This is a genomic window from Rhizobium sp. BK650, assembly GCF_014195325.1.
Lineage (GTDB): Bacteria > Pseudomonadota > Alphaproteobacteria > Rhizobiales > Rhizobiaceae > Rhizobium.
Window position 1 is genome coordinate 586,197 of the sequence record NZ_JACIBK010000001.1, and the last position, 23,320, is coordinate 609,516.

22 protein-coding genes are annotated in these 23,320 nt (G+C 60.2%); 15 read left to right on the forward strand and 7 right to left on the reverse strand.

Annotated elements, in window-relative coordinates; all coding sequences use genetic code 11:
- The first annotated feature begins 265 nt into the window (after positions 1-265).
- The 9 genes from FHX15_RS02820 to ligA all read left to right on the forward strand — a co-directional run bounded on the left by FHX15_RS02820 (position 266) and on the right by ligA (position 12,081).
- Positions 266-1,192: a D-alanine--D-alanine ligase gene (locus FHX15_RS02820; protein WP_184393492.1), complete on the forward strand. Its 927-nt coding sequence runs from the start codon at positions 266-268 to the stop codon at positions 1,190-1,192.
- A complete protein-coding gene (locus tag FHX15_RS02825; protein WP_184393494.1) occupies positions 1,180-2,112 on the forward strand; it encodes a cell division protein FtsQ/DivIB in 933 nt (310 codons plus the stop codon). Before FHX15_RS02820 ends, FHX15_RS02825 begins: the two co-directional genes overlap by 13 nt.
- Positions 2,109-3,440 carry a cell division protein FtsA gene (gene ftsA, locus FHX15_RS02830; RefSeq protein ID WP_184393496.1) on the forward strand — a complete coding sequence of 444 codons (1,332 nt, stop codon included), beginning with the start codon at positions 2,109-2,111 and terminating at the stop codon, positions 3,438-3,440. Before FHX15_RS02825 ends, ftsA begins: the two co-directional genes overlap by 4 nt.
- 56 nt (positions 3,441-3,496) lie before the next feature.
- Positions 3,497-5,221, forward strand: a complete 1,725-nt coding sequence (ftsZ, locus tag FHX15_RS02835; protein WP_184393498.1) for a cell division protein FtsZ — start codon at positions 3,497-3,499, stop codon at positions 5,219-5,221.
- 258 nt (positions 5,222-5,479) lie between these two features.
- Positions 5,480-6,436, forward strand: a complete 957-nt coding sequence (lpxC, locus tag FHX15_RS02840; protein ID WP_184393500.1) for a UDP-3-O-acyl-N-acetylglucosamine deacetylase — start codon at positions 5,480-5,482, stop codon at positions 6,434-6,436.
- Between the two features lie 272 nt (positions 6,437-6,708).
- Positions 6,709-7,578 carry an outer membrane protein assembly factor BamD gene (locus FHX15_RS02845; RefSeq protein WP_184393502.1) on the forward strand — a complete coding sequence of 290 codons (870 nt, stop codon included), beginning with the start codon at positions 6,709-6,711 and terminating at the stop codon, positions 7,576-7,578.
- A 5-nt stretch (positions 7,579-7,583) separates the two neighbouring features.
- Positions 7,584-9,257: a DNA repair protein RecN gene (gene recN, locus FHX15_RS02850; protein ID WP_184393504.1), complete on the forward strand. Its 1,674-nt coding sequence runs from the start codon at positions 7,584-7,586 to the stop codon at positions 9,255-9,257.
- Between the two features lie 73 nt (positions 9,258-9,330).
- Complete coding sequence (locus FHX15_RS02855) at positions 9,331-9,849, forward strand: DUF6886 family protein (RefSeq protein ID WP_184393506.1); 519 nt, start codon at positions 9,331-9,333, stop codon at positions 9,847-9,849.
- 75 nt (positions 9,850-9,924) lie between these two features.
- Positions 9,925-12,081, forward strand: coding sequence for an NAD-dependent DNA ligase LigA (gene ligA, locus FHX15_RS02860; RefSeq protein ID WP_184393508.1), 2,157 nt, complete (start codon positions 9,925-9,927; stop codon positions 12,079-12,081).
- 177 nt (positions 12,082-12,258) lie between these two features.
- Here the strand turns inward: ligA and FHX15_RS02865 are convergent, their stop codons facing one another.
- Positions 12,259-12,789, reverse strand: coding sequence for a GNAT family N-acetyltransferase (locus tag FHX15_RS02865; RefSeq protein ID WP_184394007.1), 531 nt, complete (start codon positions 12,787-12,789; stop codon positions 12,259-12,261).
- A gap of 271 nt (positions 12,790-13,060) precedes the next feature.
- On the opposite strand from FHX15_RS02865, the gene FHX15_RS02870 reads away from it, so the two are divergent.
- Complete coding sequence (locus FHX15_RS02870) at positions 13,061-13,651, forward strand: 3'-5' exonuclease (protein WP_184393510.1); 591 nt, start codon at positions 13,061-13,063, stop codon at positions 13,649-13,651.
- Positions 13,652-13,719: 68 nt separating this feature from the next.
- The gene (locus tag FHX15_RS02875) at positions 13,720-14,211 is read left to right on the forward strand and encodes a CreA family protein (protein ID WP_184393511.1); all 492 of its coding nucleotides are present in this window, start codon (positions 13,720-13,722) and stop codon (positions 14,209-14,211) included.
- A gap of 48 nt (positions 14,212-14,259) precedes the next feature.
- On the opposite strand, the gene FHX15_RS02880 is transcribed toward FHX15_RS02875, so the two are convergent.
- Both FHX15_RS02880 and FHX15_RS02885 read right to left on the reverse strand, forming a co-directional pair.
- Positions 14,260-14,727, reverse strand: coding sequence for a chemotaxis protein CheW (locus FHX15_RS02880; protein ID WP_112568976.1), 468 nt, complete (start codon positions 14,725-14,727; stop codon positions 14,260-14,262).
- A 2-nt stretch (positions 14,728-14,729) separates the two neighbouring features.
- A complete protein-coding gene (locus FHX15_RS02885) occupies positions 14,730-16,694 on the reverse strand; it encodes a methyl-accepting chemotaxis protein (protein ID WP_184393513.1) in 1,965 nt (654 codons plus the stop codon).
- A 430-nt stretch (positions 16,695-17,124) separates the two neighbouring features.
- On the opposite strand from FHX15_RS02885, the gene FHX15_RS02890 reads away from it, so the two are divergent.
- The gene (locus FHX15_RS02890) at positions 17,125-17,727 is read left to right on the forward strand and encodes an SCO family protein (RefSeq protein WP_184393515.1); all 603 of its coding nucleotides are present in this window, start codon (positions 17,125-17,127) and stop codon (positions 17,725-17,727) included.
- Positions 17,728-17,784: 57 nt separating this feature from the next.
- The gene (locus FHX15_RS02895) at positions 17,785-18,663 is read left to right on the forward strand and encodes a 50S ribosomal protein L11 methyltransferase (protein WP_184393517.1); all 879 of its coding nucleotides are present in this window, start codon (positions 17,785-17,787) and stop codon (positions 18,661-18,663) included.
- Between the two features lie 176 nt (positions 18,664-18,839).
- Here FHX15_RS02895 and FHX15_RS02900 read toward each other — a convergent pair whose 3' ends face one another.
- Positions 18,840-19,013, reverse strand: a complete 174-nt coding sequence (locus FHX15_RS02900; protein WP_018115709.1) for a hypothetical protein — start codon at positions 19,011-19,013, stop codon at positions 18,840-18,842.
- A 278-nt stretch (positions 19,014-19,291) separates the two neighbouring features.
- On the opposite strand from FHX15_RS02900, the gene FHX15_RS02905 reads away from it, so the two are divergent.
- The gene (locus tag FHX15_RS02905) at positions 19,292-21,127 is read left to right on the forward strand and encodes an aminopeptidase P family protein (protein WP_184393518.1); all 1,836 of its coding nucleotides are present in this window, start codon (positions 19,292-19,294) and stop codon (positions 21,125-21,127) included.
- Positions 21,128-21,138: 11 nt separating this feature from the next.
- Here FHX15_RS02905 and FHX15_RS02910 read toward each other — a convergent pair whose 3' ends face one another.
- Entirely contained in the window at positions 21,139-21,447 is a 309-nt protein-coding gene (locus FHX15_RS02910; protein ID WP_184393519.1) for an AzlD family protein, read from the reverse strand.
- A 2-nt stretch (positions 21,448-21,449) separates the two neighbouring features.
- Positions 21,450-22,181: an AzlC family ABC transporter permease gene (locus tag FHX15_RS02915; RefSeq protein WP_184393520.1), complete on the reverse strand. Its 732-nt coding sequence runs from the start codon at positions 22,179-22,181 to the stop codon at positions 21,450-21,452.
- 132 nt (positions 22,182-22,313) lie between these two features.
- Between FHX15_RS02915 and FHX15_RS02920 the strand changes: the two genes are divergently transcribed.
- Positions 22,314-22,565, forward strand: coding sequence for a DUF2164 domain-containing protein (locus FHX15_RS02920; RefSeq protein ID WP_184393521.1), 252 nt, complete (start codon positions 22,314-22,316; stop codon positions 22,563-22,565).
- Between the two features lie 62 nt (positions 22,566-22,627).
- Here the strand turns inward: FHX15_RS02920 and pncA are convergent, their stop codons facing one another.
- A complete protein-coding gene (gene pncA, locus FHX15_RS02925; RefSeq protein WP_184393522.1) occupies positions 22,628-23,251 on the reverse strand; it encodes a bifunctional nicotinamidase/pyrazinamidase in 624 nt (207 codons plus the stop codon).
- Positions 23,252-23,320: the final 69 nt, after the last annotated feature.

The following is a 23,320-nucleotide window of genomic DNA, read 5'->3' on the forward strand; positions in this document are numbered from 1 at the left end:
CATCGAAGCATGCCATTGAGCCCGCGTGGTTTTTTCCACGCGGGTTTTTCTTTTCCGTTCTCCTCATAGACTGTTGCCCGCGAGGTCCGCCGGGCTGCAAGGGTGAAAAATGAACCAAATAGCAAGGGGGAGTTAACGAAAGTAAACGGTTCGTTAACCATAATGTTGTTCTAATGCACCCGGGTCAGACAAAGGCTGCGACCTGCGAGAACAGCTCCGCGCAAGCCTCGGTTCTGCAATGTGAAAGTTATTTTTGGGGATGTCGATGAGTCGTGAGCACGTAGCTGTCCTGATGGGCGGGTTTTCCTCGGAGAGGCCTGTCAGCCTTTCCTCGGGAAAGGCGTGCGCCGATGCGCTTGAGGCCGAAGGTTTCAAGGTGACGCGCATCGATGTCGAGCGTGACATCTCCGAAAAACTCTCCGCCGTGAAGCCGGATGTTGTCTTCAACGCCTTGCATGGGCCTTTCGGGGAAGATGGCACCATTCAGGGTATTCTTGAATATCTGCAGATCCCCTATACGCATTCGGGCGTGCTTGCCTCCGCGCTTGCCATGGACAAGGCCCGCGCGAAGCGTGTGGCTGCCGCTGCCGGCGTTCCGGTTGCTGAGTCCCAGGTTCTGAACCGTTTCTCGTTTCCGTCCGAGCATCCGATGAAGGCGCCCTATGTGGTCAAGCCGGTGCGGGAGGGGTCCAGCTTCGGGGTCGTCATCGTTGGCGAGGATCAGGCGCATCCGCCGCAGATCATCGGTTCGGCCGAGTGGCGCTATGGCGAGGAAGTCATCGTCGAGCGGTACATCCATGGTCGCGAGCTGACCTGCGGTGTCATGGGCGATCAACCCATGGATGTCATCGAGGTGGTGCCGCAGGGCCACAATTTCTATGATTACGACTCCAAGTATGCGGCGGGTGGCTCAAAACATGTCTTGCCGGCTAAAATTTCACCGAAAATTTACCAAAAAATACAAACATTGGCGCTAAGGGCGCATCAAGCAATCGGTTGCCGCGGCGTCAGTCGGTCCGACTTTCGTTATGACGATCGTTTCTCCGAAGACGGCGAGCTCATCTGGCTGGAGGTCAACACCCAGCCAGGCATGACGCCAACCTCCCTTGTGCCCGAAATGGCCGGCTATGCCGGATATTCCTTTGGTGCATTTCTCCGGTGGATGGTGGAGGACGCGTCTTGTTTGCGTTGACGGTCAAAAAGATAGGGCGCCCCAGCCGTCATGTCGAACTTCCCCATGCGGAGGCCGATGACCGCCGCGTGCTGCCGCGTCCGCTGCGCCGTGTCGTGCGCTTCCTTGTAAGTCTCGGAACCGGCCGTATCCACATTCCGGCCCATACGGGCACGGTTTCCGCGCTCGGTTTCCTGGCTGCGACGGGTCTCTATGGCATGTCGCTTGGCGGTCATACTGAAGCCGTCGCCCAGGCGACGACGAGTGCTGTCGGCTTTGCCATCGAGGACGTGAAGGTTTCCGGCAACAGCCAGACCTCGGAAATCGAGATCCTGCAGCTTCTCGGTCTCGATGGCGCGACATCGCTCGTGTCTCTCGATGTCGATGCCGCTCGCCAGAAGATCGCACGTCTTCCCTGGGTCGAGAATGTGGAAGTCCGCAAGGTCTATCCAAAGACGATCGAGGTGAAGCTCTCGGAACGTACGGCCTATGCCATCTGGCAGCACGGCCAGGAGCTTTCGCTGATCGAGAAGAGCGGCAGCGTGATTGCGCCGCTTCGTGACAACAAGTATTCGACCCTGCCGCTCGTCGTCGGCCGCGATGCCGAGACGGCCGCAGCCTCGATCCAGGACGTGTTTGCCAAGTGGCCTGACGTTAAGGCCCGCGTGAAGGCCTATGTCTGGGTTTCCGGCCGCCGCTGGGACCTGCACATGGACAATGGCGTCGTCGTCAAGCTGCCGGAAGATGATGTCGACCAGGCGCTCGCAACGCTCTCGAAATTCGATAAGGAACACCAGCTTCTGGAGCGCGATATCGCTGCAGTCGATCTCAGGCTACCGGATCGTACGACGATTCAGCTGACGCCGGAGGCGGCAGACCGCAGGCAGGCGGCAGTTGCGACACGCACCAAGGAATTGAAGAAGGCGGGGCAGAATATATGAGCATGTTCGGTTCATCCCATTTTGGATTGCCGCGCCTGAAGCCGCTTTCGTCAAAGCGGTCGCATATCGTTTCGGTGCTCGACATCGGCTCGACCAAGGTCGTTTGCATGATCGGCCGGCTGACGCCGCGTGAGGAAAGCCAGATCCTGCCGGGCCGCACTCACAATATCGAGATCATCGGCATCGGCCATCAGCGTTCGCGCGGCATCAAGACCGGCGTCATTGCCGATCTCGACGCGCTGGAAAGCGTCATCCGTCTCGCCGTCGATGCGGCCGAGCGCATGGCGGGCCTGACCGTCGAAAGCCTGATTGTCAACCTGACGGCCGGCCGTCTTGGCAGCGATATCTACACGGCGACCATCGATCTCGGCGGCCAGGAAGTCGAGCTCAACGACCTGAAGAAGGTGCTTTCGGCAGCCTGCCAGCAGTCGCTGCGCCAGGATCGAGCCGTCCTGCATTCGCTGGCAACCGGCTTTTCGCTCGACGGCGAGCGCGGCATCCGCGATCCCCTGGCAATGTACGGCGATGCGCTCGGCGTCGACATGCATGTCGTGACGGCGGAGCGCTCGGCACTCAAAAATCTCGAGCTCAGCGTCAACAGGGCGCATCTTTCGGTGGAAGGAATCGTCGCAACACCTTATGCATCCGGTCTTGCCGCACTCGTCGACGATGAAGTCGAGCTTGGCTGTGCGGCCATCGACATGGGCGGCGGCACGACGACGATCTCGGTCTTTGCCGAAGGCAAGCTTGTCCATACCGATGCTGTCGGCCTCGGCGGTCATCATGTGACGACCGACCTCGCACGCGGCCTTTCCACCCGGATCGAGGATGCAGAACGTTTGAAGGTGGTCCACGCTTCGGCGCTGACGAATTCTTCCGACGAGCGCGAACTGATCTCCATTCCGCCGATCGGCGAGGATGACCGTGATCAGCCGAGCCAGGTGCCGCGGGCTCTCGTTTCGCGCATCGTATCGGCGCGCATCGAGGAGACGATGGAACTCATTCGCGACCGCATCCAGCGTTCGGGCTTCAGCCCGATCGTCGGCAAGCGTGTCGTGCTGACGGGCGGCGCAAGCCAGCTCACCGGCCTTGCCGAAGTGGCGCGGCGCATTCTTGCCCGCAACGTTCGCATCGGCCGTCCGATGGGTGTCTCGGGCCTGCCGACGGCGGCCAAAGGCCCGGCCTTTTCGACGGCTGTCGGACTGATGATCTATCCGCAGGTCGCGGACATGGAAACACACGCGTCACAGAGCAGCCTGCTCATGTCGCTTGGGGGTAATAACAGCCGCATCGTCCGCATGGGCCAGTGGCTGAAGGAAAGCTTTTGAAATTGAGTGAATTGGCCGGCGTGGCGATGCGGCCAGAAAGAGAAGGAACAGGTACCATGACTATCAAGCTGCAAAAGCCTGACATCACCGAGCTGAAGCCGCGCATCACCGTTTTCGGCGTCGGCGGCGGCGGCGGCAATGCCGTCAATAACATGATTTCCGCCGGCCTCCAGGGCGTCGATTTCGTCGTCGCCAATACGGACGCCCAGGCGCTGACCATGACGAAGGCGGAACGGGTCATTCAGCTCGGCGCCAATGTTACCGAAGGCCTCGGCGCCGGCTCGCAGCCTGAAGTCGGCCGTGCAGCCGCCGAAGAGTGCATCGACGAGATTATCGATCATCTGAACGGCACGCATATGTGCTTCGTCACTGCCGGCATGGGCGGCGGCACCGGTACGGGTGCTGCTCCCGTCGTCGCACAGGCCGCTCGCAACAAGGGCATCCTGACGGTCGGCGTCGTCACCAAGCCGTTCCACTTCGAAGGCGGCCGTCGCATGCGTCTGGCCGAAGCCGGCATTCAGGAGCTGCAGAAGTCTGTCGATACGCTTATCGTCATTCCGAACCAGAACCTCTTCCGCATCGCCAACGACAAGACGACCTTCGCCGACGCCTTCGCCATGGCTGACCAGGTTCTCTACTCGGGCGTTGCCTGCATCACCGATCTGATGGTGAAGGAAGGTCTCATCAACCTCGACTTCGCCGACGTTCGCTCTGTCATGCGCGAAATGGGCCGCGCGATGATGGGTACGGGCGAAGCATCCGGTTCCGGCCGTGCCATGCAGGCTGCCGAAGCGGCGATCGCCAACCCGCTGCTCGACGAAACCTCGATGAAGGGTGCACAGGGCCTGTTGATCTCCATCACTGGCGGTCGCGACCTCACGCTCTTCGAAGTCGACGAAGCTGCGACCCGCATCCGCGAAGAAGTCGATCCGGATGCCAACATCATCCTCGGCGCAACTTTCGACGAATCGCTGGAAGGCATCATCCGCGTCTCGGTCGTCGCCACCGGCATCGACCGCGCCATGGGCGAGGGTACCGATCGTGTGTTCCAGCCGGCAGTAAAGCCAGTGATCCGTCCTTCCGCGGCCGTTGCTCCGGCACCGGCCGCAGTTCAGCCTGCTCCGGTCATGCAGGCACCGAAAGCCGACCAGATTGCGCAAACCATCCGCGAAGCTGAAGTCGCTATGGAACGCGAACTGGAAATCCCGGCTCCACGTGCCGCTGCTCCCGTCCAGCAGCAGCCGGTGATGCAGGAAACCTTCCGTCCGCAGAGCAAGATCTTCGCTTCCGCACCAGAAGCTGCCCCGGTCATGCGTCAGGCGCCGGTTCAACAGGCTTCCGTCATGCATCAGCCGGCTCCGCAGCCGGTCATGCAGCAGCAGCCGATGCACCAGCCCGCTCGTCATGAGCCTGTCATCCGCCAGGCTCCGGAGCAGGTTCGTATGCCAAAGGTCGAAGATTTCCCGCCGGTCGTGCAGGCGGAGATCGACCACCGTTCGCAACCCGCTGCTTCGCACGTACAGGAAGAGCGCGGTCCGATGGGGCTGCTCAAGCGAATCACCAATTCGCTCGGCCGCCGCGAAGAGGAAGTCGCTCCGGAAATGACGTCTGCGCCGGCCGCTGCTTCGCAGCAGCGCCGCCCTCTATCGCCCGAAGCAAGCCTCTATGCACCGCGTCGCGGCAACCTCGACGACCAAGGCCGTGCCGTACCGCAGGCTCGCATGATGCAGGAAGACGACCAGCTGGAAATTCCAGCCTTCCTGCGCCGTCAGTCGAGCTGAGAGAGCACTTCTCCACAGAAAACGCCCGGGACCGAAACCCCGGGCGTTTGCATTTCTACATGCTTGAATTCTAAATGCTTTTGCCGCTGCGGATTTCGTAACAAATCGAAACGAACAGTGATTTGGATTGCAGCGCCGGTCCACGTAAGTATGAGGCAAGCGAACTGCCCTTGGAGTCGCTTCGAGCGGTCCGGGCAGTGTAGAAGAAAGATCCGGTCGGTTGGCAGCAACGGATACGGAAGAATAAAGGCAGAATTTATGGGACTTGGCTTGCTGGGCTTTCAGACGACGGTATCGCGTCCGGTAACTCTCTCGGGTATCGGCGTGCATTCGGGTGCTGATGTTTCGATCACTTTCAATCCGGCCGAAGCCGGTACGGGCGTGATTTTCCAGCGTGTTCACGAGAATGGCGACATCACCGAACTGAAGGCGGTTTCCTCGCAGGTCGGCAATACCGATCTCTGCACCGTTCTCGGGTTCTCGCCGGCGCATTCCGTCGCGACGATCGAACATGTCATGGCAGCCGTTTATGCTCTCGGTCTCGACAATGTCGTGATCGAAGTCAACGGCGCTGAAATGCCGATCATGGATGGCAGCTCGGTTCCCTTCGTCGAAGCCATCGAACAGGTCGGCCTCGTTTCCCTTGGCGTCAAGCGTCGCTACATCCGCATCACCAAGCCGGTTCGCATCGAGCACGGCGGTTCCTGGAGCGAATTCCGCCCCTATGACGGCACGCGCTTCGAAGTCGAGATCGATTTCGAGTGCCCGCTGATTGGCCGCCAGAAGTGGGAAGGCGATCTCACCGCCACCGTTTTCAAGGCAGAACTGTCGCGCGCGCGCACTTTCGGCTTCATGCGCGATGTCGAGCGTCTGTGGGCTTCGGGCCATGCTCTTGGCTCCTCGCTTGAAAATTCCGTCGTCATCTCCGACGACAACACCGTCATCAATGTCGAAGGCCTGCGCTATGCCAAGGACGAGTTCGTGCGTCACAAGACGCTCGACGCTGTCGGCGATCTGGCGCTTGCCGGCGCGCAGTTCATCGGCTGCTACCGTTCCTATCGCGGCGGTCACAAGATGAACGCCAACGCTCTCAAGGCCCTGCTCAGCGATCCCTCGGCCTATGAAGTAGTCGAGACGTCGACGCCGCGCCAGCGCGTTGCCGTTCGCGAATTCATTGCAGTCAATGCGCCGGAATTCGCCCCCTGGTCGGCATGACCTCCATTATACCAATTAAGGCCAGGGCCGCCTCCCAACGGGGGCGGTTTTTTTATGGAATGGGGTGGATGGAGCGCCGATAGATGTGTTGCGGCATATATTTAGTCGCGCCAACTTCGAATGCCGGTGAAAAGCCTGGTATTCTCGGCGGTGCTGCCACAAAAATGCGTTAATGCGTGATCATTGCGTTGCTCTCGATGCACATTTGTGGCTAGAAACGCCAGCTAGGCGTGGCTGCTGTGGAGTGGACGGCGGCGGTGGGATTCTTTCGAATGGCTTATGCAAGGTCTGACATGATGATGAAGACAGCGCGCGCTTTGCTCGCATCCGTGATGGTGCTGAGCGCAGGCGCTTTGATTTCCGGCTGCCAGTCGGACCCAGATATCGACATCACCAAGCTCGGCTTCGAAACCGATCCGCCAGATGTGCTCTACACGCAGGGCCTTGCCAATATGAAGGCCGGCAACATGGCCGAAGCAGCCCGCAAGTTCGATGCGATCGACGCGCAGAATCCCTTCTCCGAATGGGCGCGCAAGGCGCTCGTGATGAGCACCTTCGTCAAGTACCGCCAGGGCCGTTTCGACGACGCGCTGGCATCCGGCAACAAGTACATGTCGCAATATCCGAAGTCCAAGGATGCAGCTTACGTGCAGTATCTGGTGGGCCTGACCTATTCCAAGCAGATCGTCGACGTGACGCAGGACCAACGCGCCTCGCAGAAGACGATCGACGCGATGCAGGCCGTCGTCGACAACTATCCCGATTCCGAATATGTGGATGACGCGCAGGCCAAGATCCGTTTTGCGCGCGACCAGCTCGCCGGCAAGGAAATGCAGGTCGGTCGCTACTATATGGAACGCAAGGAATATCTTGCCGCGATCTCGCGCTTCCGCATCGTCGTCGAGAAATATCCGAACACGAATCAGGTCGAGGAGGCACTCGCTCGCCTTGTCGAAGCCTATTACGCGATGGGTGTCGTCGACGAGGCGCAGACGGCTGCTGCCGTTCTCGGTCACAATTATCCCGACAGCCAGTGGTATGCTGATTCTTACAAGCTGCTGCAGTCGGGTGGCGCGGAGCCGCGTGAAAACAAGGGTTCGTGGATCGCCGCAGCGGGCAAGAAACTCCTTCTCGGTTCCTGAGGCCAATGCTGATCCAGCTTTCGATCCGCGATATCGTTCTGATCGAGCGGCTGGATCTCGCCTTCGAGACCGGCCTCTCCGTGCTGACGGGTGAGACGGGCGCTGGCAAATCCATCCTGCTCGACAGTCTTTCGCTGGCTCTTGGCGGGCGCGGCGATGGCGGCCTCGTGCGCCACGGCGAGGACAAGGGCCAGGTGACCGCCGTCTTCGATGTCGGCCTGGATCACGGCGCTCGCAAGCTCTTGCGTGAAAATGGCATCGACGACGAAGGCGACCTGATCTTTCGCCGCCAGCAATCATCTGACGGGCGCACCAAGGCCTATGTGAACGACCAGCCCGTCAGCGTTCAGCTCATGCGTCAGGCCGGCCAGATGCTGGTCGAAATCCACGGCCAGCACGACGACCGCGCGCTGGTCGATACCAATGCCCACCGGACGCTGCTCGACGCCTTCGCGGGCCTCAGCGATGATGTGCAGGGCGTGGCCGCACTTTACCGCCAATGGCGCGACAGCGAGCGTATGTTGAAGAAGCACCGGGAGAAGGTCGAGGCCGCGGCTCGCGAGGCTGACTATCTGCGCTCCTCCGTGGAAGAGCTGGAAAAGCTTTCGCCGCGCGATGGGGAGGAAGACGAGCTTGCCGACCGCCGCCAGAAGATGATGAAGGCGGAGCGCATTGCCGACGATATTGCCGAAGCTTCCGAGTTCCTGAACGGCAATGCCTCTCCCGTGCCGCATATCGCCTCGCTGGTGCGCCGTCTGGAGCGCAAGAGCCACGAGGCGCCCGGATTGCTGGAAGACACCGTAGCGCTGCTTGATGCGGCGCTGGACCAGCTTTCCAACGCGCAGATGGAAGTCGAGGCGGCATTGCGCAAGACGGAATATGATCCGAAGGAGCTGGAGAGGGTTGAAGAGCGTCTGTTTGCGCTGCGCGCTGCCTCCCGCAAATATTCCGTTCCAGTCACTGAGCTTCCCGCTCTTGCCGTGCGCATGATCAGCGATCTTGCCGATCTCGATGCCGGCGAGGAGCGTCTCTCCAAGCTCGAGGTGGAAGTCGAGGTCGCCAAGGCGAGTTACGATGCGGCCGCCCGCTCGCTTTCGGAGAAGCGTCACCATGCCGGTGATGCGCTGGCGCAGGCCGTCATGGCCGAGTTGCCGGCACTGAAGCTCGAGCGCGCGCGTTTCATGGTGGAGATCACCACGGATGAGGAGGAAGCGACGGCCGAAGGTATCGATGTCGTCGAATTCCACGTCCAGACCAATCCGGGCACACGGCCGGGCTCGATCATGAAGGTTGCCTCGGGCGGCGAACTCTCGCGCTTCCTGCTGGCGCTCAAGGTGGCGCTTGCTGATCGCGGTTCGGCGCCGACGCTCGTCTTTGACGAAATCGACACTGGTGTGGGTGGCGCGGTGGCTGATGCGATCGGTCAGCGGCTGAAGCGGCTTTCCGAGCGGGTGCAGGTTCTCTCCGTCACCCATGCGCCGCAGGTGGCCGCACGCGCTGCCACGCACCTGCTGATATCCAAGGGACCGTCAGGCGAGGGTTCCGACAAGATCGCCACGCGCGTCGCCGCTATGGCCGAGAAGGATCGCACGGAAGAGATCGCCCGCATGCTCGCCGGCGCCTCCGTCACGGAAGAGGCGCGGGCGGCTGCTGCGCGGCTGCTGGCTGGCAACGGCTAGACTTCCACTGCTGGTGACAAGGCTTGAGCACTGCGCTATCAGGCGTCATCCCCACGGTAAGGTCCTGCATCCCATGCGGCTCTTCCATTTCAGCGACGATCCCACCATTACGATTTTCGAGCCGCGGCCGGTATGTATCGCCTCCGAGCGCCCGCCCGGCAGGGAGTGGCTGAATGGTCCGCTCGTCTGGGCGATCGATGATGTCAATGACTTCATGTATCTCTTCCCGCGTGACTGCCCGCGCATTCTAATCTGGGCAAAGCCGGAGACATCGGAAGAAGACCGGCAGCTGTTGGGCGGGTGGCGCGGTGCGGCTTATATCGAACGCGGCTGGTTGGAGCGCTTGCAGGCTGGACGCATCCATCGCTACGAGATGCCGACGGAGAGCTTCGAGGATTTGCAGGATGCGGGAATGTGGGTGTCTCGCAAGGCCGTCGTGCCGCTGGCGCTCTCTGTTGTTTCCAGGCTCGATTTCGAATTTGCGCCGCGCGGCATCGAGCTTAGGGTCGTTGAGAGCCTGATGCCTTTGAAGGCGTTGCGGGAGACCACGCTGCATGTCAGCGCCATAAGGCTGCGCAATGCGCAGCCATGATTTCCGAACATTGGTGCTATTTCAATCGCGGAATTTTGCTCTAAAACCATTGCAGATTCTCTGGAGTGAAGCTGCATGTCGACCGAATCCGTCGCTGTTGAGGACCTGACCCTTGAAGATGCTGCCATCGAACTGGAACGGCTGGCCAAGGAGGTTGCGCGTAACGACGCGCTCTATCATGGCAAGGATCAGCCGGAGATTTCCGATGCGGATTACGACGCGCTGAAGCGCCGCAACGATGCGATCGAGGCGCGCTTCCCGGAACTTATTCGCGAGGACAGTCCGTCACGCCGCGTCGGTGCGGCCCCTTCCGCCACCTTCGCGCCGGTCATCCATTCCCGCCCGATGCTGTCACTCGACAATACTTTCTCACAGGAAGATGTGCGTGACTTCGTTGCCAGCGTCTACCGTTTCCTCGGCCGCCTGCCTGACAATTCCATCGCCTTTACCGCCGAACCGAAGATTGACGGGCTTTCCATGTCGATCCGTTACGAGAACGGCAAGCTGGTGACGGCTGCGACGCGCGGCGACGGCACGACGGGCGAGAACGTCACGGCCAATATCCGTACGATCAAGGAAATTCCGAATGAGCTGCCGAAGGGCGTTCCATCCGTCGTGGAAGTGCGCGGCGAGGTCTATATGGCCAAGAGCGACTTCATGGCGCTGAACGCCCAGATGGAGGCCGAGGGCAAGCAAACCTACGTCAACCCGCGCAATACGGCCGCTGGCTCGCTGCGTCAGCTTGATGCGAAGGTGACGGCGAGCCGGAAGCTGAGATTCTTCGCCTATGCCTGGGGCGAGATGTCGGACATGCCTGCCGATACGCAGATGGGCATGGTCGAGAAGTTCAAGGAGTGGGGTTTCCCGGTCAATCCGCTGATGAAGCGGCTGAATTCCGTTGATGATATCCTTGCGCACTATGCCGAGATCGGCCTCGAACGGCCTGATCTCGATTACGATATCGACGGCGTCGTCTACAAGGTCGACAGCCTCGAACTGCAGCAGCGCCTTGGCTTCCGCTCGCGCAGCCCGCGCTGGGCGACGGCGCACAAGTTCCCGGCCGAACAGGCTTTCACCATCGTCGAGAATATCGATATTCAAGTCGGCCGCACCGGCGCGTTGACGCCGGTGGCGCGGCTGACGCCGATTACCGTCGGCGGCGTGGTCGTCACCAATGCGACGCTGCACAACGAGGACTATATCAAGGGCATCGGCAACAATGGCGAGCGCATCCGCGAGGAGGAGCACGATATTCGCATCGGCGACACCGTCATCGTGCAGCGCGCGGGCGACGTGATCCCGCAGGTACTCGATGTCGTGACGGAAAAGCGTCCGGCTGAGGCGCAACCCTACCAGTTTCCCAAAGTGTGCCCGGTCTGCGGTTCGCATGCGGTGCGTGAACGGCATGAGAAGACCGGCAAGCTCGATTCCGTCACTCGCTGCACCGGCGGCTTCATCTGCCGGGCGCAGGCGACGGAAGAGCTGAAACATTTCGTTTCGCGCAATGCCTTCGATATCGAGGGACTTGGCTCCAAGCAGATCGACTTCTTCTTCGAGAGCGAGGACCCGGCGCTGCAAATCCGCACGGCGCCCGATATCTTCACGCTGGAGAAGCGGCAGCAACAGTCGATCACCAAGCTGGAGAATATCGATGGTTTCGGCAAGGTTAGTGTTGGCAAGCTCTATGCGGCGATCAACGATCGGCGCAGCATTGCCCTTCATCGCTTCATCTATGCGCTCGGTATTCGCCATGTGGGTGAGACGACGGCGAAGCTGTTGGCGCGCTCCTATAACAGCTATGAAGCCTTTGCGACTGCGATGAAGGAGGCTGCACCGCTAGCGGGCGATGCATGGAACGATCTCAATGCCATCGAGGGCATCGGAGAAGTCGTGGCGCGGGCAATCGTGGAGTTTTATAAAGAGCCGCGCAATATCGAGGTGATAGGGCGCCTGCTCGACGAGGTGACGCCGCAGGAGGCCGAGCAGCCGGTTACGACCGGCAGCCCGGTCGCCGGCAAGACCGTTGTCTTTACCGGTTCGCTGGAAAAGTTCACCCGTGAAGAGGCGAAGGCGAGGGCTGAAGGCCTCGGGGCAAAGGTGGCAGGCTCCGTCTCCAAGAAGACCGATATCGTTGTTGCCGGCCCCGGCGCCGGCTCCAAGCTCGACAAGGCTCGCGAACTTGGCGTCCAGACCATGGACGAGGATGAGTGGCTGGCGTTGATTGGTGGGTGAGCGAAGGGCGGTTCCGATAGGGCCGTTTTTCGTCAGGCCGCGCTCTACTCGGCGTCATCCTCGGGCTTGTCCCGAGGATCTGCAACGCATCAACATACGAAACGGCGGCAGATGCTCGGGACAAGCCCGAGCATGACGGAGAGAGGTTGGCCCGTCTGCGGTCGAGCCTGCCGCTTTTCACCCCCTCAGCCGCGCCATCGTATACGCGTCGACATATTGCCCGTCGCGATAGCCGAAGGACCTGAACAGACCCTCTTTCTCGAAGCCGAATTTCTCGTAGAGGCGGATGGCGGCAGCGTTATCCGTGTAGACGGTCAATTCCATCCGCTTGATATCGTGCCAATTGTCGGCGGCGTCGAGCATGGCGGCCATCAGGAAGGTTCCGATCCCTCGGCCGGTGAAATCGTCATGCACGCCCATGCCCATATTGGCGGCGTGCTGGCGTCGTCCCTCGAAGCGGTTCATGCCAGCATTGGCGACGATCCTGCCATCGAGTTCGACGACGAGATTGAGCGCGCCGGGCGAGGGGTTTTCCATGCGCTTGCGCACCGCATCGATGCTTTGAAAGGGTGGGCGCAGCGTGCCGGCGCGATAGCCGGGTAGGTTTATCAGTTCGGTGACGGCTTCGGCGTCGCTCACGCGCAGGGCGCGAACGCTGAGGCCTCTCAGATAAGGCTTTTCGGGTGGGGTATCCTGGTTGGCAGACATCATGCTCTCCTTGAGTTGAAAAAGAGGAGAGCTGAGTTTCCGAAACCCTGCTTTCCTCGGCAGGGTTCTCGGGACGATCGGACGGCTAGTGACGCACCATCTCTCCCGCGTACCCTGCAAGGGTCGTGGTAAAAAGATGCATATTGGGGGTCACAGAGTTGATCATGGGCGGAAGTTTCGCCATCTGCGTGCAGATGTCAACAGGCGACTATTTGCCTTCGCATGCGGCTGTCCTTATTCCAATGGGTACAGACGATTCGGAAATTTGCCCGTGAAGACCATCGCTATCGATTTCGAGACAGCCAATGAACAGCGTGGCAGCGCGTGTTCGGTCGGTCTTGCCTGGATCGAGGACGGGCAGGTGACGCGGGTGGAGGAGCGGCTGATCCGCCCACGCGATATGCGCTTTTCCGGCATGAATATCGCGATCCACGGCATCCGCCCTGAGCATGTCGAGGATGCGCCTGAATTTCCTGAAGTTATGGACGAGTTCCTTGAGGATTTCCGGGGCGCGACGATGATCGCCCATAATGCAGCCTTCGATTTCAGTGTCTGGCGGGCGAGCCTCGATCTCTACCGGCAGTCCTATCCGGAGCTCACCTATCTCTGCAGCCTGAAGATGGCGCAGCGCATCTGGCCGCATTTTCTGTCGCACCGGCTGAACCTCATCGCCGAACATCTCGGTCTGCGCTTTGTCCACCACAACGCGGCTGAAGATGCCGCCGTCTGCGCTGCGGCAGCGATCGAGATGGCGAGGGCGGTCAAAGCTGCAACGGTTGCCGCCATTCCTGCTGCCATCGGCATGAAACCCGGCAGGCTGACGGCCGGCGGTTACAAGCCTTGCACCTGCCGCAAGGCGTGAGCCTCAGGTTTTCTTGTAAAGATTTAGGCCATTCTTATCTTAGCTTGCGGATCAACACGGGAGTTGCCATGTCCGCTTTGCGCAATCTTTTCCTTGGCTCAATATTCCTCGCGGCCTCCGCGGGCGCGACCTCAGCTGAAGTCGTCGGCAAGGTCGGGGTCGACTGGATCGGCAATGACATCATCGTCGACGCGGTCTCCGATCCCGAAGTGAAGGGCGTGACCTGCCATGTCACCTATTTCGACCGCAGCCTTATCGACCGTTTCAAGAACGGCAACTGGTTCGAAGATCCCTCGAACAATTCTATCGCCTGCCGCCAGACGGGACCGATCGAGATTGGCAATATCGATTTGTCCAAGGATGGCAGCGAAGTGTTTCGCCAGGGCATGTCGCTGATCTGGAAGACCCTTGTCGTCAACAGGATCTACGACAAGGCCAACAATACGCTGATCTATCTTGCTCATTCACGGCAAGTGACGGATGGTTCGGCGAAGATGTCGATTTCGACCATTCCGCTCTATGGGCAGGATGTGGTGTGGAAGAATGGGAAACCGCAATGAAAAAGGCCCGGACGAGCCGGGCCTTCATACTCGGGATATCGAAACGTATCAGGCAGCTTCGCGCGCCAGCTCGTCGGCGATGACGGTGTCGAGGTTGAGGAAGCAGACCATGGTCTTTTCCAGAGCCACGATGCCGCGGCAGAAGGCGCGCTGGGCTTCCGGAATGATTTCCGGCGGCGGCTGCAGGTCTTCGCTCTTGATGGTCATCATGTCGGAGACCTGTTCGACCAGCAGGCCGACCAGCTTGCCGGCGATATCGGTGACGATGATGGCGGAACGCTCGGACGGCTCCGTCATCTTCATGCCGAGGCGGCAGGCCATGTCGATGACCGGGATCACCGCGCCGCGCAGGTTGATGAGGCCGAGGACGTAAGGCGGGGTGTGCGGCATCGGGGTCACCGGCGCCCAGCCGCGGATTTCGCGGATCGCCATGATATCGATGCAGAACTCCTGGTCGCCCAGGTGGAACGAGACGATTTCGAGGTAGGCGCCCGACTGCTTGATGGCGTTGCTCATGATCAAAATTCTTCCCAGTTGTCTCCGGCCGGAGAGGCGATTGTCCTGGCGGCAGCGCCGCCCGTGAATGCTCCCGCGACCTTGCCAATCAGGCTCCGTGCGGGTGAGGGTTTCGGATGCGAGGCTGCGGAGGCTTCTCGCGGCGTTTGACGGGCGCTCATGCCCTCGCCGATATTGAACTGGCGAACCAGCTGCGTCAGGTTTTCTGCGTCGGTTGCAAGAGTGTGGCTGGCGGCGTTCGTTTCTTCCACCATGGCCGCATTCTTCTGCGTCACCTGATCCATCTGGCTGATGGATGTATTGATCTCGTTCAGTCCCACTGATTGTTCGCGTGCAGAGGTTACGATTGATTTAACATGACCGTCGATGCGCAGAACATCTTCGCCGATCTGCCGCAAAGCCTCGCCGGCAGCCGTCACAAGTTCGCCGCCGGTTTTTACCTCGGCGCCGGATTTGCTGATCAAGGCTTTGATATCCTTGGCTGCTCCAGCCGCGCGGCCGGCCAGTTCGCGCACTTCCTGAGCGACGACCGCAAAGCCCTTGCCGGCTTCGCCCGCACGTGCGGCCTCGACGCCGGCGTTGAGTGCCAACAGATTCGTCTGGAAAGCGATCTCATCGATGACGTTGATGATGGTGCCGATCTCGCGGGAGGCGTTTTCGATTCGCTCCATTGCCGCCATGGCATCGCCGACGATGGCATCGGATTTCTCGGTATTCTGGCGGGTGTGGGCGACCATATGGCCGACTTCCTCGGCGCGGCTGGTGGCGTTGCGGACGGTGGCTGTGATCTCGTCCAGTGCCGCTGAGGTCTCTTCCAGCGAGGCAGCTTGCTGCTCGGTGCGCTTGGCGAGATCGTCGGCGGCGGCACGCATCTGGTGGCTGTTTGCCTGAATGGACGTGCTGTTCAGAGCAATATCGCTCATCGCCTGACGCAGGCGCATGGCCGTCTGGTTGAAGTCCTGACGCAGCCGTTCCAGCTCGTCGCGGAAGGGCTGGTCGATGCTTGCGGTCAGATCGCCGTTGGCAAGGCGGGTGAGGCCCTGTCCGAGAGCCGTGACGGTGGCGTTCAGAGCCTCGGCGTCGGCGAGCTTGGCAGATTCGCGCTCGCGGCGCTCGGCGTCGCTCCGTTTGCGGTCGGTTTCGGTGCGCGCCTCCAAGTCGATCTTTTCGATAGCGGCAAGGCGGAAGCTTTCCGCCGCACGGGCCATTTCGCCGATCTCGTCGCCGCGCTCCTTGCCGGTGACGTTGCTCGTCAGGTCGCCATTCAGAATGCGCAGCATGCTTTCGCGCACGGAAGCTATGCCGCGGCGGATGGACCCGCCGTGAATATATTGCAGCACGGCCATGGTGAGGATGGCGAGGATGCCGAGCGCGATCTGGATGGTCAGCGAACTGCGGGAGGTCTCGTTGGCGCTTTCAATGCGATTGCGGGCAACGATGGTGCTGTCATTGCCGAATTTGTCTAGGGTGGTGGTGAGTTTGTCACCGGCAGCGTCGATGAAATTGTCGATCTTGTCGAATTCGGTATCCGGGGCGCCTTGTTCGATGAGCGCCTTGAGGTCTACCTGGATGGCCTGGCGAAGTGCTGCGACATCGGAATCGTAGCTTTTCATGAGATCGCCGTCTTTCAGCTCCCCAGCGAGCGCGCCAATCTCCTTTGAGCCGCTGGACAAGGTCGCGAGCGAGTCGGCAACAAGTTTCAGCCGTTCCGGCGGGATGGTCTTCTCCTGCTTGTCGACAATCATGTCCATCGCAGTGAGAACCAGCGTCAGATTGGCGACGCGCATGTCATTAATAGTGTCGATGCTCTGCTGAATTTCGTCAGCGCGGCGCAGGCCCGTATCGACCTGCATGTTCTCGTACCAGCCGATTGCGAGCATCGAGCCGAAGCCGATGAAAGCGGCCCCGCCCAACGTCCAGAGCCGTTGGCTGACCGAAAGGCTTTTGCGAACCGTCGAATTTGTCATGAAGCCACCCTCCGCCCCAGGCGGTTTAGTTCCCTCGATTTTTATGCTGATCCGGTTCTGCTCCGGCCGACATCATGTCGGAGCAGCGCAGAGGCGCTGTAGGCATTACTAAATATAGATATCCGCAATTAAGCATTTCCTAACGATGTATTTCTAGGGGTCGCTCCGGGGCGGTTGCGGCAAGCCCTTAAAAAGGCATGATAATTCGTTTCGTTCGGCTTTTTTCTCAGTGCTTTTGCTCACGTTTGGCATTCGTCAAGCTGGGGCAATTAATCACGGGTGAGAAAACGCATTCTTGAATTGCGTGCTCGCGATCGCGACTATAATCACACGAGCGAGAAGGATCGGGCATCCGCGCTTGGTTTTTTACGCAATTCCGGACGCATAACCGCTGCGCACTTTTGCCGGAACTGCTAGTAAGGAAGATAGCATGAAGAATTTCCGCATCGCCGTCTGGATCGCAGTGCTAGCACTCGCCGGCGTGCTTGGCTGGTTCACGCTCGACCAGAGCCGGACGAGGGAAGTGGTGGCCGAGGGGCCTTTCGGTGTGCCGTTCACGCTGGTATCGCAGACGGGGCAGCCGATTACGGAGCAGGCTCTGCGCGGCAGGCCCACCGCCCTGTTCTTCGGCTTTACGCATTGCCCCGAGGTCTGCCCGACGACGCTTTTCGAGCTCAACGGCTGGATGGAGAAGGTCGATCCGCAGGGTAACAAGCTGCAGGCCTATTTCGTGACCGTCGATCCCGAGCGCGATACGCCCGAGATCATGAACCAATATGTCTCCAACGTTTCCAAACGCATTACCGGCATTTCTGGCCCGCCGGACAAGATCGCCGATGTCATCAAGGGCTTCCGCGTCTATGCCAAGAAGGTGCCGGTGGACGAGAAGAATCCTGATGGAGACTACACGATGGACCATACAGCCTCGGTCTTCCTGCTCGATTCAGCCGGGCGTTTTTCAGGAACGATCTCCTATGGCGAAAACCCGGATACGGCGATAAAGAAGCTGGAGAATCTCGTCGCCAAGGGATGATCGGCAGCTGAAGCATCGCGCCGGTCGCGAGCGACGCAACCGGAAAGATTGCTTATCGTGAGTGAAATCCGCCTTTATGTGTCGACGACTGAAAAGCAGGCCGAAGAGATCCTCGACCTTCTGAGCGAGATCTTCGGCGAAGAAGATTTCGCCATCGGCACCACCGAGATCGACGAAAAGAAGGATATCTGGGAAGCTTCCGTCTACATGATGGCGGAGGACGAGGCGGATGTGCGCAGCCGCGTCGAAGAGGCGCTTGGGCAGGCATTTCCCGATGCCGTGCTGTCGCGGGAAGTCATTCCGGATGTGGACTGGGTCACCAAATCGCTGGAGGGGCTGAAGCCCGTCAGGGCAGGGCGCTTCCTCGTGCACGGCTCGCATGACCGGGACAAGGTGCGATCAGGTGATATCGCCATCGAGATCGATGCCGGCCAGGCTTTCGGCACGGGCCATCACGGCACCACGGCCGGCTGCCTCGAAGTGATCGACCGGGTGGTGAGGGCGCGGACGGTGCGCAATGCGCTCGATCTCGGGACGGGCAGTGGCGTCCTGGCAATTGCCGTGCGCAAGCTGCGCAACGTTCCCGTGCTGGCAACGGATATCGATCCGATCGCCGTTCGTGTCGCGGCTGAAAATGTTCGCCGCAATGGCATCACCAGCGGCATCAGCACGGTAACCGCACCGGGCTTTCACTCCACCGCTTTTTCCGAGCATGGGCCGTTCGACCTGATCATTGCCAATATCCTGGCGCGACCGCTGATCAAGATGGCACCGCAGCTGGTTAATCATCTGGCTCCGGGCGGATCGGTGATCCTGTCGGGCATCCTAGCCAGTCAGCGCTGGAAGGTGCTGGCCGCCTATAATGGCGCCAGACTTCGTCATGTGCGCACGATCTGGCGCAACGGCTGGGTGACGATTCACCTGGATCGTCCTTAATTTTTTCACTGAATAATCCAAGGCAAGAAAAAAGGCGGTGCCAGAGGCACCGCCTTGGACCGGCATTTAAATCCGGTCTTGCCCGCGAGCTCGAAGGAGGAGGATGCTCAAGCGGGCACTACTGCATTCCGATAGGCCTATCCGGTGGAGGGAGGAGGATCGGAAGGGCTTAAAGCTCAGAATGCGTAGCTCGGTGCGCCCTTGTGACGCGTGGAACGCTGGCCTGCTGCGAGCACCTTGAGGCTGTCCTCATGCTGCGGGCGGCGGGCGCCGATGATGTGACGCACAGTCTGGCGTTCGCCAGCCTGTACCGGGCTGCTGTAAGCGAAGCGCGAGAGCGAGGCGGTCATTTCAAAAAATCCTTTGTTGGTGGTTCGTCGTGAACCGTTCGATGCGCCCTATATAGCTATTCCGACATGCGGTGGCAGAGGGTTTGTTTCATTGCAGCCATGCGTGCAATGCATGAAGCATGCCAGTTTCCCACATCAAGACACATTTCTGCCAAATTATTGGGCGGCCAAGCCTTTCCAGACGCTTCGCGTCGCTTTTTCTCCCCAATGATTGAAAATTCGCTAACATGGGCGCTATCCCATTAATCGGATTCGTTTCACTCCTTCGGGTTTTCAGCATGTTCCAGTCTTTCGAAGTCACCTCCACGCCGCAGTTCGGCAGGGAACGGGTTTCCGCACTGCGCGCCAGTTTCGACGCGCTTGGCATCGATGCCTTCCTCGTGCCGCGCGCCGATGAGTTCAACGGCGAATATGTGCCTGCCTGTGCGGAACGGCTCTCCTGGCTGACGGGCTTTACCGGCTCGGCGGGCATTGCGCTGATCACCCGCACGGAAGCGATCGTCTATGTCGACGGCCGGTATGTGACGCAGCTGGCCGAGCAGGTCGATGGTTCGGTCTTTACCGGCGGCGATCTCGTCAACGAGCCGCCGCATGTCTGGCTTCCGGCGCATGGCAAGAAGGGGTTGAAACTCGGCATCGACCCGTGGCTGCATTCCGGTGCTGACGTGCGCAAACTCGAAAAGGCGCTGTCGGAGATCGGTGGTTCGCTGGTTTTCCTGCCGCATAACCCGCTTGACAAGCTGTGGGTCGACCGGCCTGCAGAGCCGCTTGGCGCCGTCACCATCCAGAACGTAGCGCAGGCAGGTGTCCTCGCCAAGGACAAGATCGCAACCATCGCGGCGGATCTCGGCAAGAAAAACCTGAAAGCGGTGCTGATCGCCGATCCGTCCTCTATCGCCTGGATCTTCAATATTCGTGGCGCCGATGTGCCGCATACGCCGCATCCGCTGGCGCGCGCCATCATCCATGCCGACGGCAGGGCGGAACTCTTCCTGGACAAGCGCAAGACCGGCATCGAGCAGGAAGCCTATCTGGCGCAGATCGCCACCCAGCTTGCTCCGTCGCTGCTGGAGGAGAAGCTTGCCGCCGCCGCCAGGGATGGTGGCCGCATCCTCATCGATCCGGATATCGCTTCCTATGCGCTTGCCGAGATCATCCGCAAGGCTGGCGGCGAAGTGGTGGAGAGCGCCGATCCGGCAAAGTTGCCGCGGGCGGTGAAGAACAGTACCGAGATCAACGGTTCGGCAGCCGCGCATCTGCAGGACGGCGCGGCTATGGTGGAATTCCTCTACTGGCTGTCGCAGAGCAAGCCCGGCACGATTACCGAGATCGGCGCTGCCGAGCGTTTGGAGGCGGCCCGTGCGAAAATGGGCGAGAGCATGCAGAACCCGCTGAAGGATATTTCCTTCGACACGATCTCTGGCGCCGGTGAACACGCCGCGATCATGCATTACCGGGTAACGACGGCGACCGATCGGCATATCCAGCCGGGGGAACTCTTCCTCATCGATTCCGGCGCGCAATACATCAACGGCACGACCGATATCACCCGCACGGTCGGCATTGGTGCCGTGACCGAAGAGCACAAGCACTTCTTCACGCTGGTGCTGAAAGGCATGATCCAGATCAGCACGGCGCGCTTTCCCAAGGGTACGCGCGGCTGCGATCTCGATCCGCTGGCGCGCATCGCGCTGTGGCGGGCGGGGGGCGATTTCGCGCATGGTACGGGCCACGGCGTCGGCTCCTATCTCTCGGTTCACGAGGGTCCGCAGCGCATTTCGCGGCTATCGACGCAGGAGCTGCTGCCAGGCATGATCCTCTCCAACGAGCCGGGCTACTATCGGCCGGGTTATTTCGGCATCCGCATCGAGAACCTGATCTATGTGCGGGAGGCGGAAGCGATCGACGGCGGCGACATGCCGATGCTCGGCTTCGAGACGCTGACCTTCTGCCCGATCGACCGCAGCCTCGTCATTCCGGAGCTGCTGACACATGACGAACTGCGTTGGTTCAACGACTACCATCACCGCACGCGCGAGGCGCTGATGCCGCTGATCCACGACCATGACGTCAGGGCGTGGCTGGAGAATGCGACGCTGCCGCTCGAGTACTGATCGCAGCTATTTTAGAGACCAATGGTGTGCCGCCAGATCATTACGATGATCCAGGCGGCCACGAGCATCCAGGTGTGCGAGAAGCGCAGGCCGATGATGAGGGCGACCGCCAGCGCCAGTTTCGAATCCCAGCCGCCGATGAAGAAGGCGGGTGCTACGAGCGTCGTCAGCACTGCTGCCGGCACGGCATTCAGCGCCGCTTCCATGCGCGGCGGAATGCGCTTCATCTTGGTGATCATGATGTAGCCGCCAATGCGCGTCGCGTAGGTCGCGACTGCGGCGGCCAGGATCACGAGAGCCATATGGAGATCGAATCCCATTTTCAGACCTCGTGGTTTTCAGTGTTGAGGGCGTCGACTTCGAGGTCGGGCTCCTCAGCGGGCAGGGGCATCAGCGCAGCAAGGATGATGCCGGCGGCAGCGCCCAGGCTCACATGCCAGGGGGAACCGACGAAATGATAGGCGATGACCGAGGCGACAGCGCTGGTCAGCGCCACGGGCAGGAAATTGTCGCGCTTCCGGAAGCCGAGCACGATGCCGAGGAAATAGGCCGGCAAGAGGATATCGAGGCCGATCATCTTTGGGTCGCCGATGAAGGAGCCGAGCATGCCGCCGATCAGGCTGATGATGACCCAGGGGATATAGATGACGATGCCGAAGCCGAGATACCAGGTGAAGGTGACGGGCTGGCCTGCCTCGCCGCGCCTCACGGTCTCGGCAAATTGCGGATCGACCAGCAGGAAGAAGGTGAAGAACTTCTGGACCGGCGTGAAATGCCCGATGTAACGGGCGATCGCCGCCGAATAGAGGACATGGCGGAAGTTGACGGCGAGGATCGACAGCACGATCACCCAGGCCTGGACATTATGGCCGAAGAGCTCGATGCCGACCATCTGGCTGGCGCCGGCATAGACGGTGGCGCTCATGAAGGTGAGTTCAGGGAGCGACATGCCCTGCTCGGCGGCAAGGGCACCGAACAGCGCTCCGAAGGGGGCAGAAGCGAGCGCCACGGCAAAGCCGCCCCGCACACCTTCAACGAAGTCGGCGCGTTTCATGGGGTTGGTCCTGTTGGAATTGAAATTTCCCTCTATGGTGTCTCACCTGCTGCGGCAATTGAATTTCCTTGATTCACCAATCGATTTTGCTGAAGCGTGGCCGGTTTACGCCACAGGCAGGCGAGGGAGACCATGAAGAAGATTGAATTTTCCAAGGAAGAGAAGGCGGAGATCGTTTCGCACATTCGCCAATATTTCGATCGCGAGCTCGACCCGATCGGCGTGCTGCCCGCCGAATTCCTGCTGGATTTCTTCGCCGAGAAGATCGGACCCTATTTCTACAATCGCGGGCTCAGAGATGCTCACGCCGCCTTTCTGAAGAAGATGGAGGATTTCAGCGAGGAGCTTTATCTGCTGGAGCGTGAGGAAGGGGCGAAAGACTGATCAGGCCATAGTTTTCGTATGTCTTTATCGCAAAAGCGCTGCACAGTTTTGCGCGACATGCGTCAGGCGAGAATATCTGCGCTCTTCACGATATCGATGCCGCGCTCACGCATCTCGTCAATCGCAGCAGCTACACCTTCGGGCGAGATGCCACGGCTGGCGTCCTCGATGAAGCGGACCGTAACGCCGGGAATCAGTTCCAGCGCATCAAGCGCCGAGAACTTGACGCAATAGTCGGTTGCGAGCCCGCAGACATCAAGCTCCGTCACACCCTGATCGACCAGGAAATCGGCAAGACCGGTCAGGGCATGCTGATCGTTGTCGCGGAAGGCGGAATAGCTGTCCACGTTTTTGTTTTCGCCCTTCTGCTGGATGAGATCGATCTGGGCAGAGTGGAGTTCGGGGTGCAGCTCGGCGTCGCGCGTATATTGCACGCAGTGATCCGGCCACAACATCTGCGGCTTGCCTGAGAGTTCGCCCATTTCGAAAGGCTTCTTGTCGGGATGGGAAGAGGCGAAGCTGCCGTGGTCCGCCGGATGCCAATCCTGTGAGGCGACGATGAGATCGTATTTGCCGCTGTCGATCAGGCTGTTGGCGACGGGAACGACTTCATGCCCATCCAGAACCGGCAGATTACCTCCGGGACAAAAACCGTTCTGAATATCGACCAGCAGCAACGCCTTCATCACACTATCCTTACGCATACTGCACAGCAAAATGCAGGCCGGTGTCAGCACAATCAACTAGTGGATTTC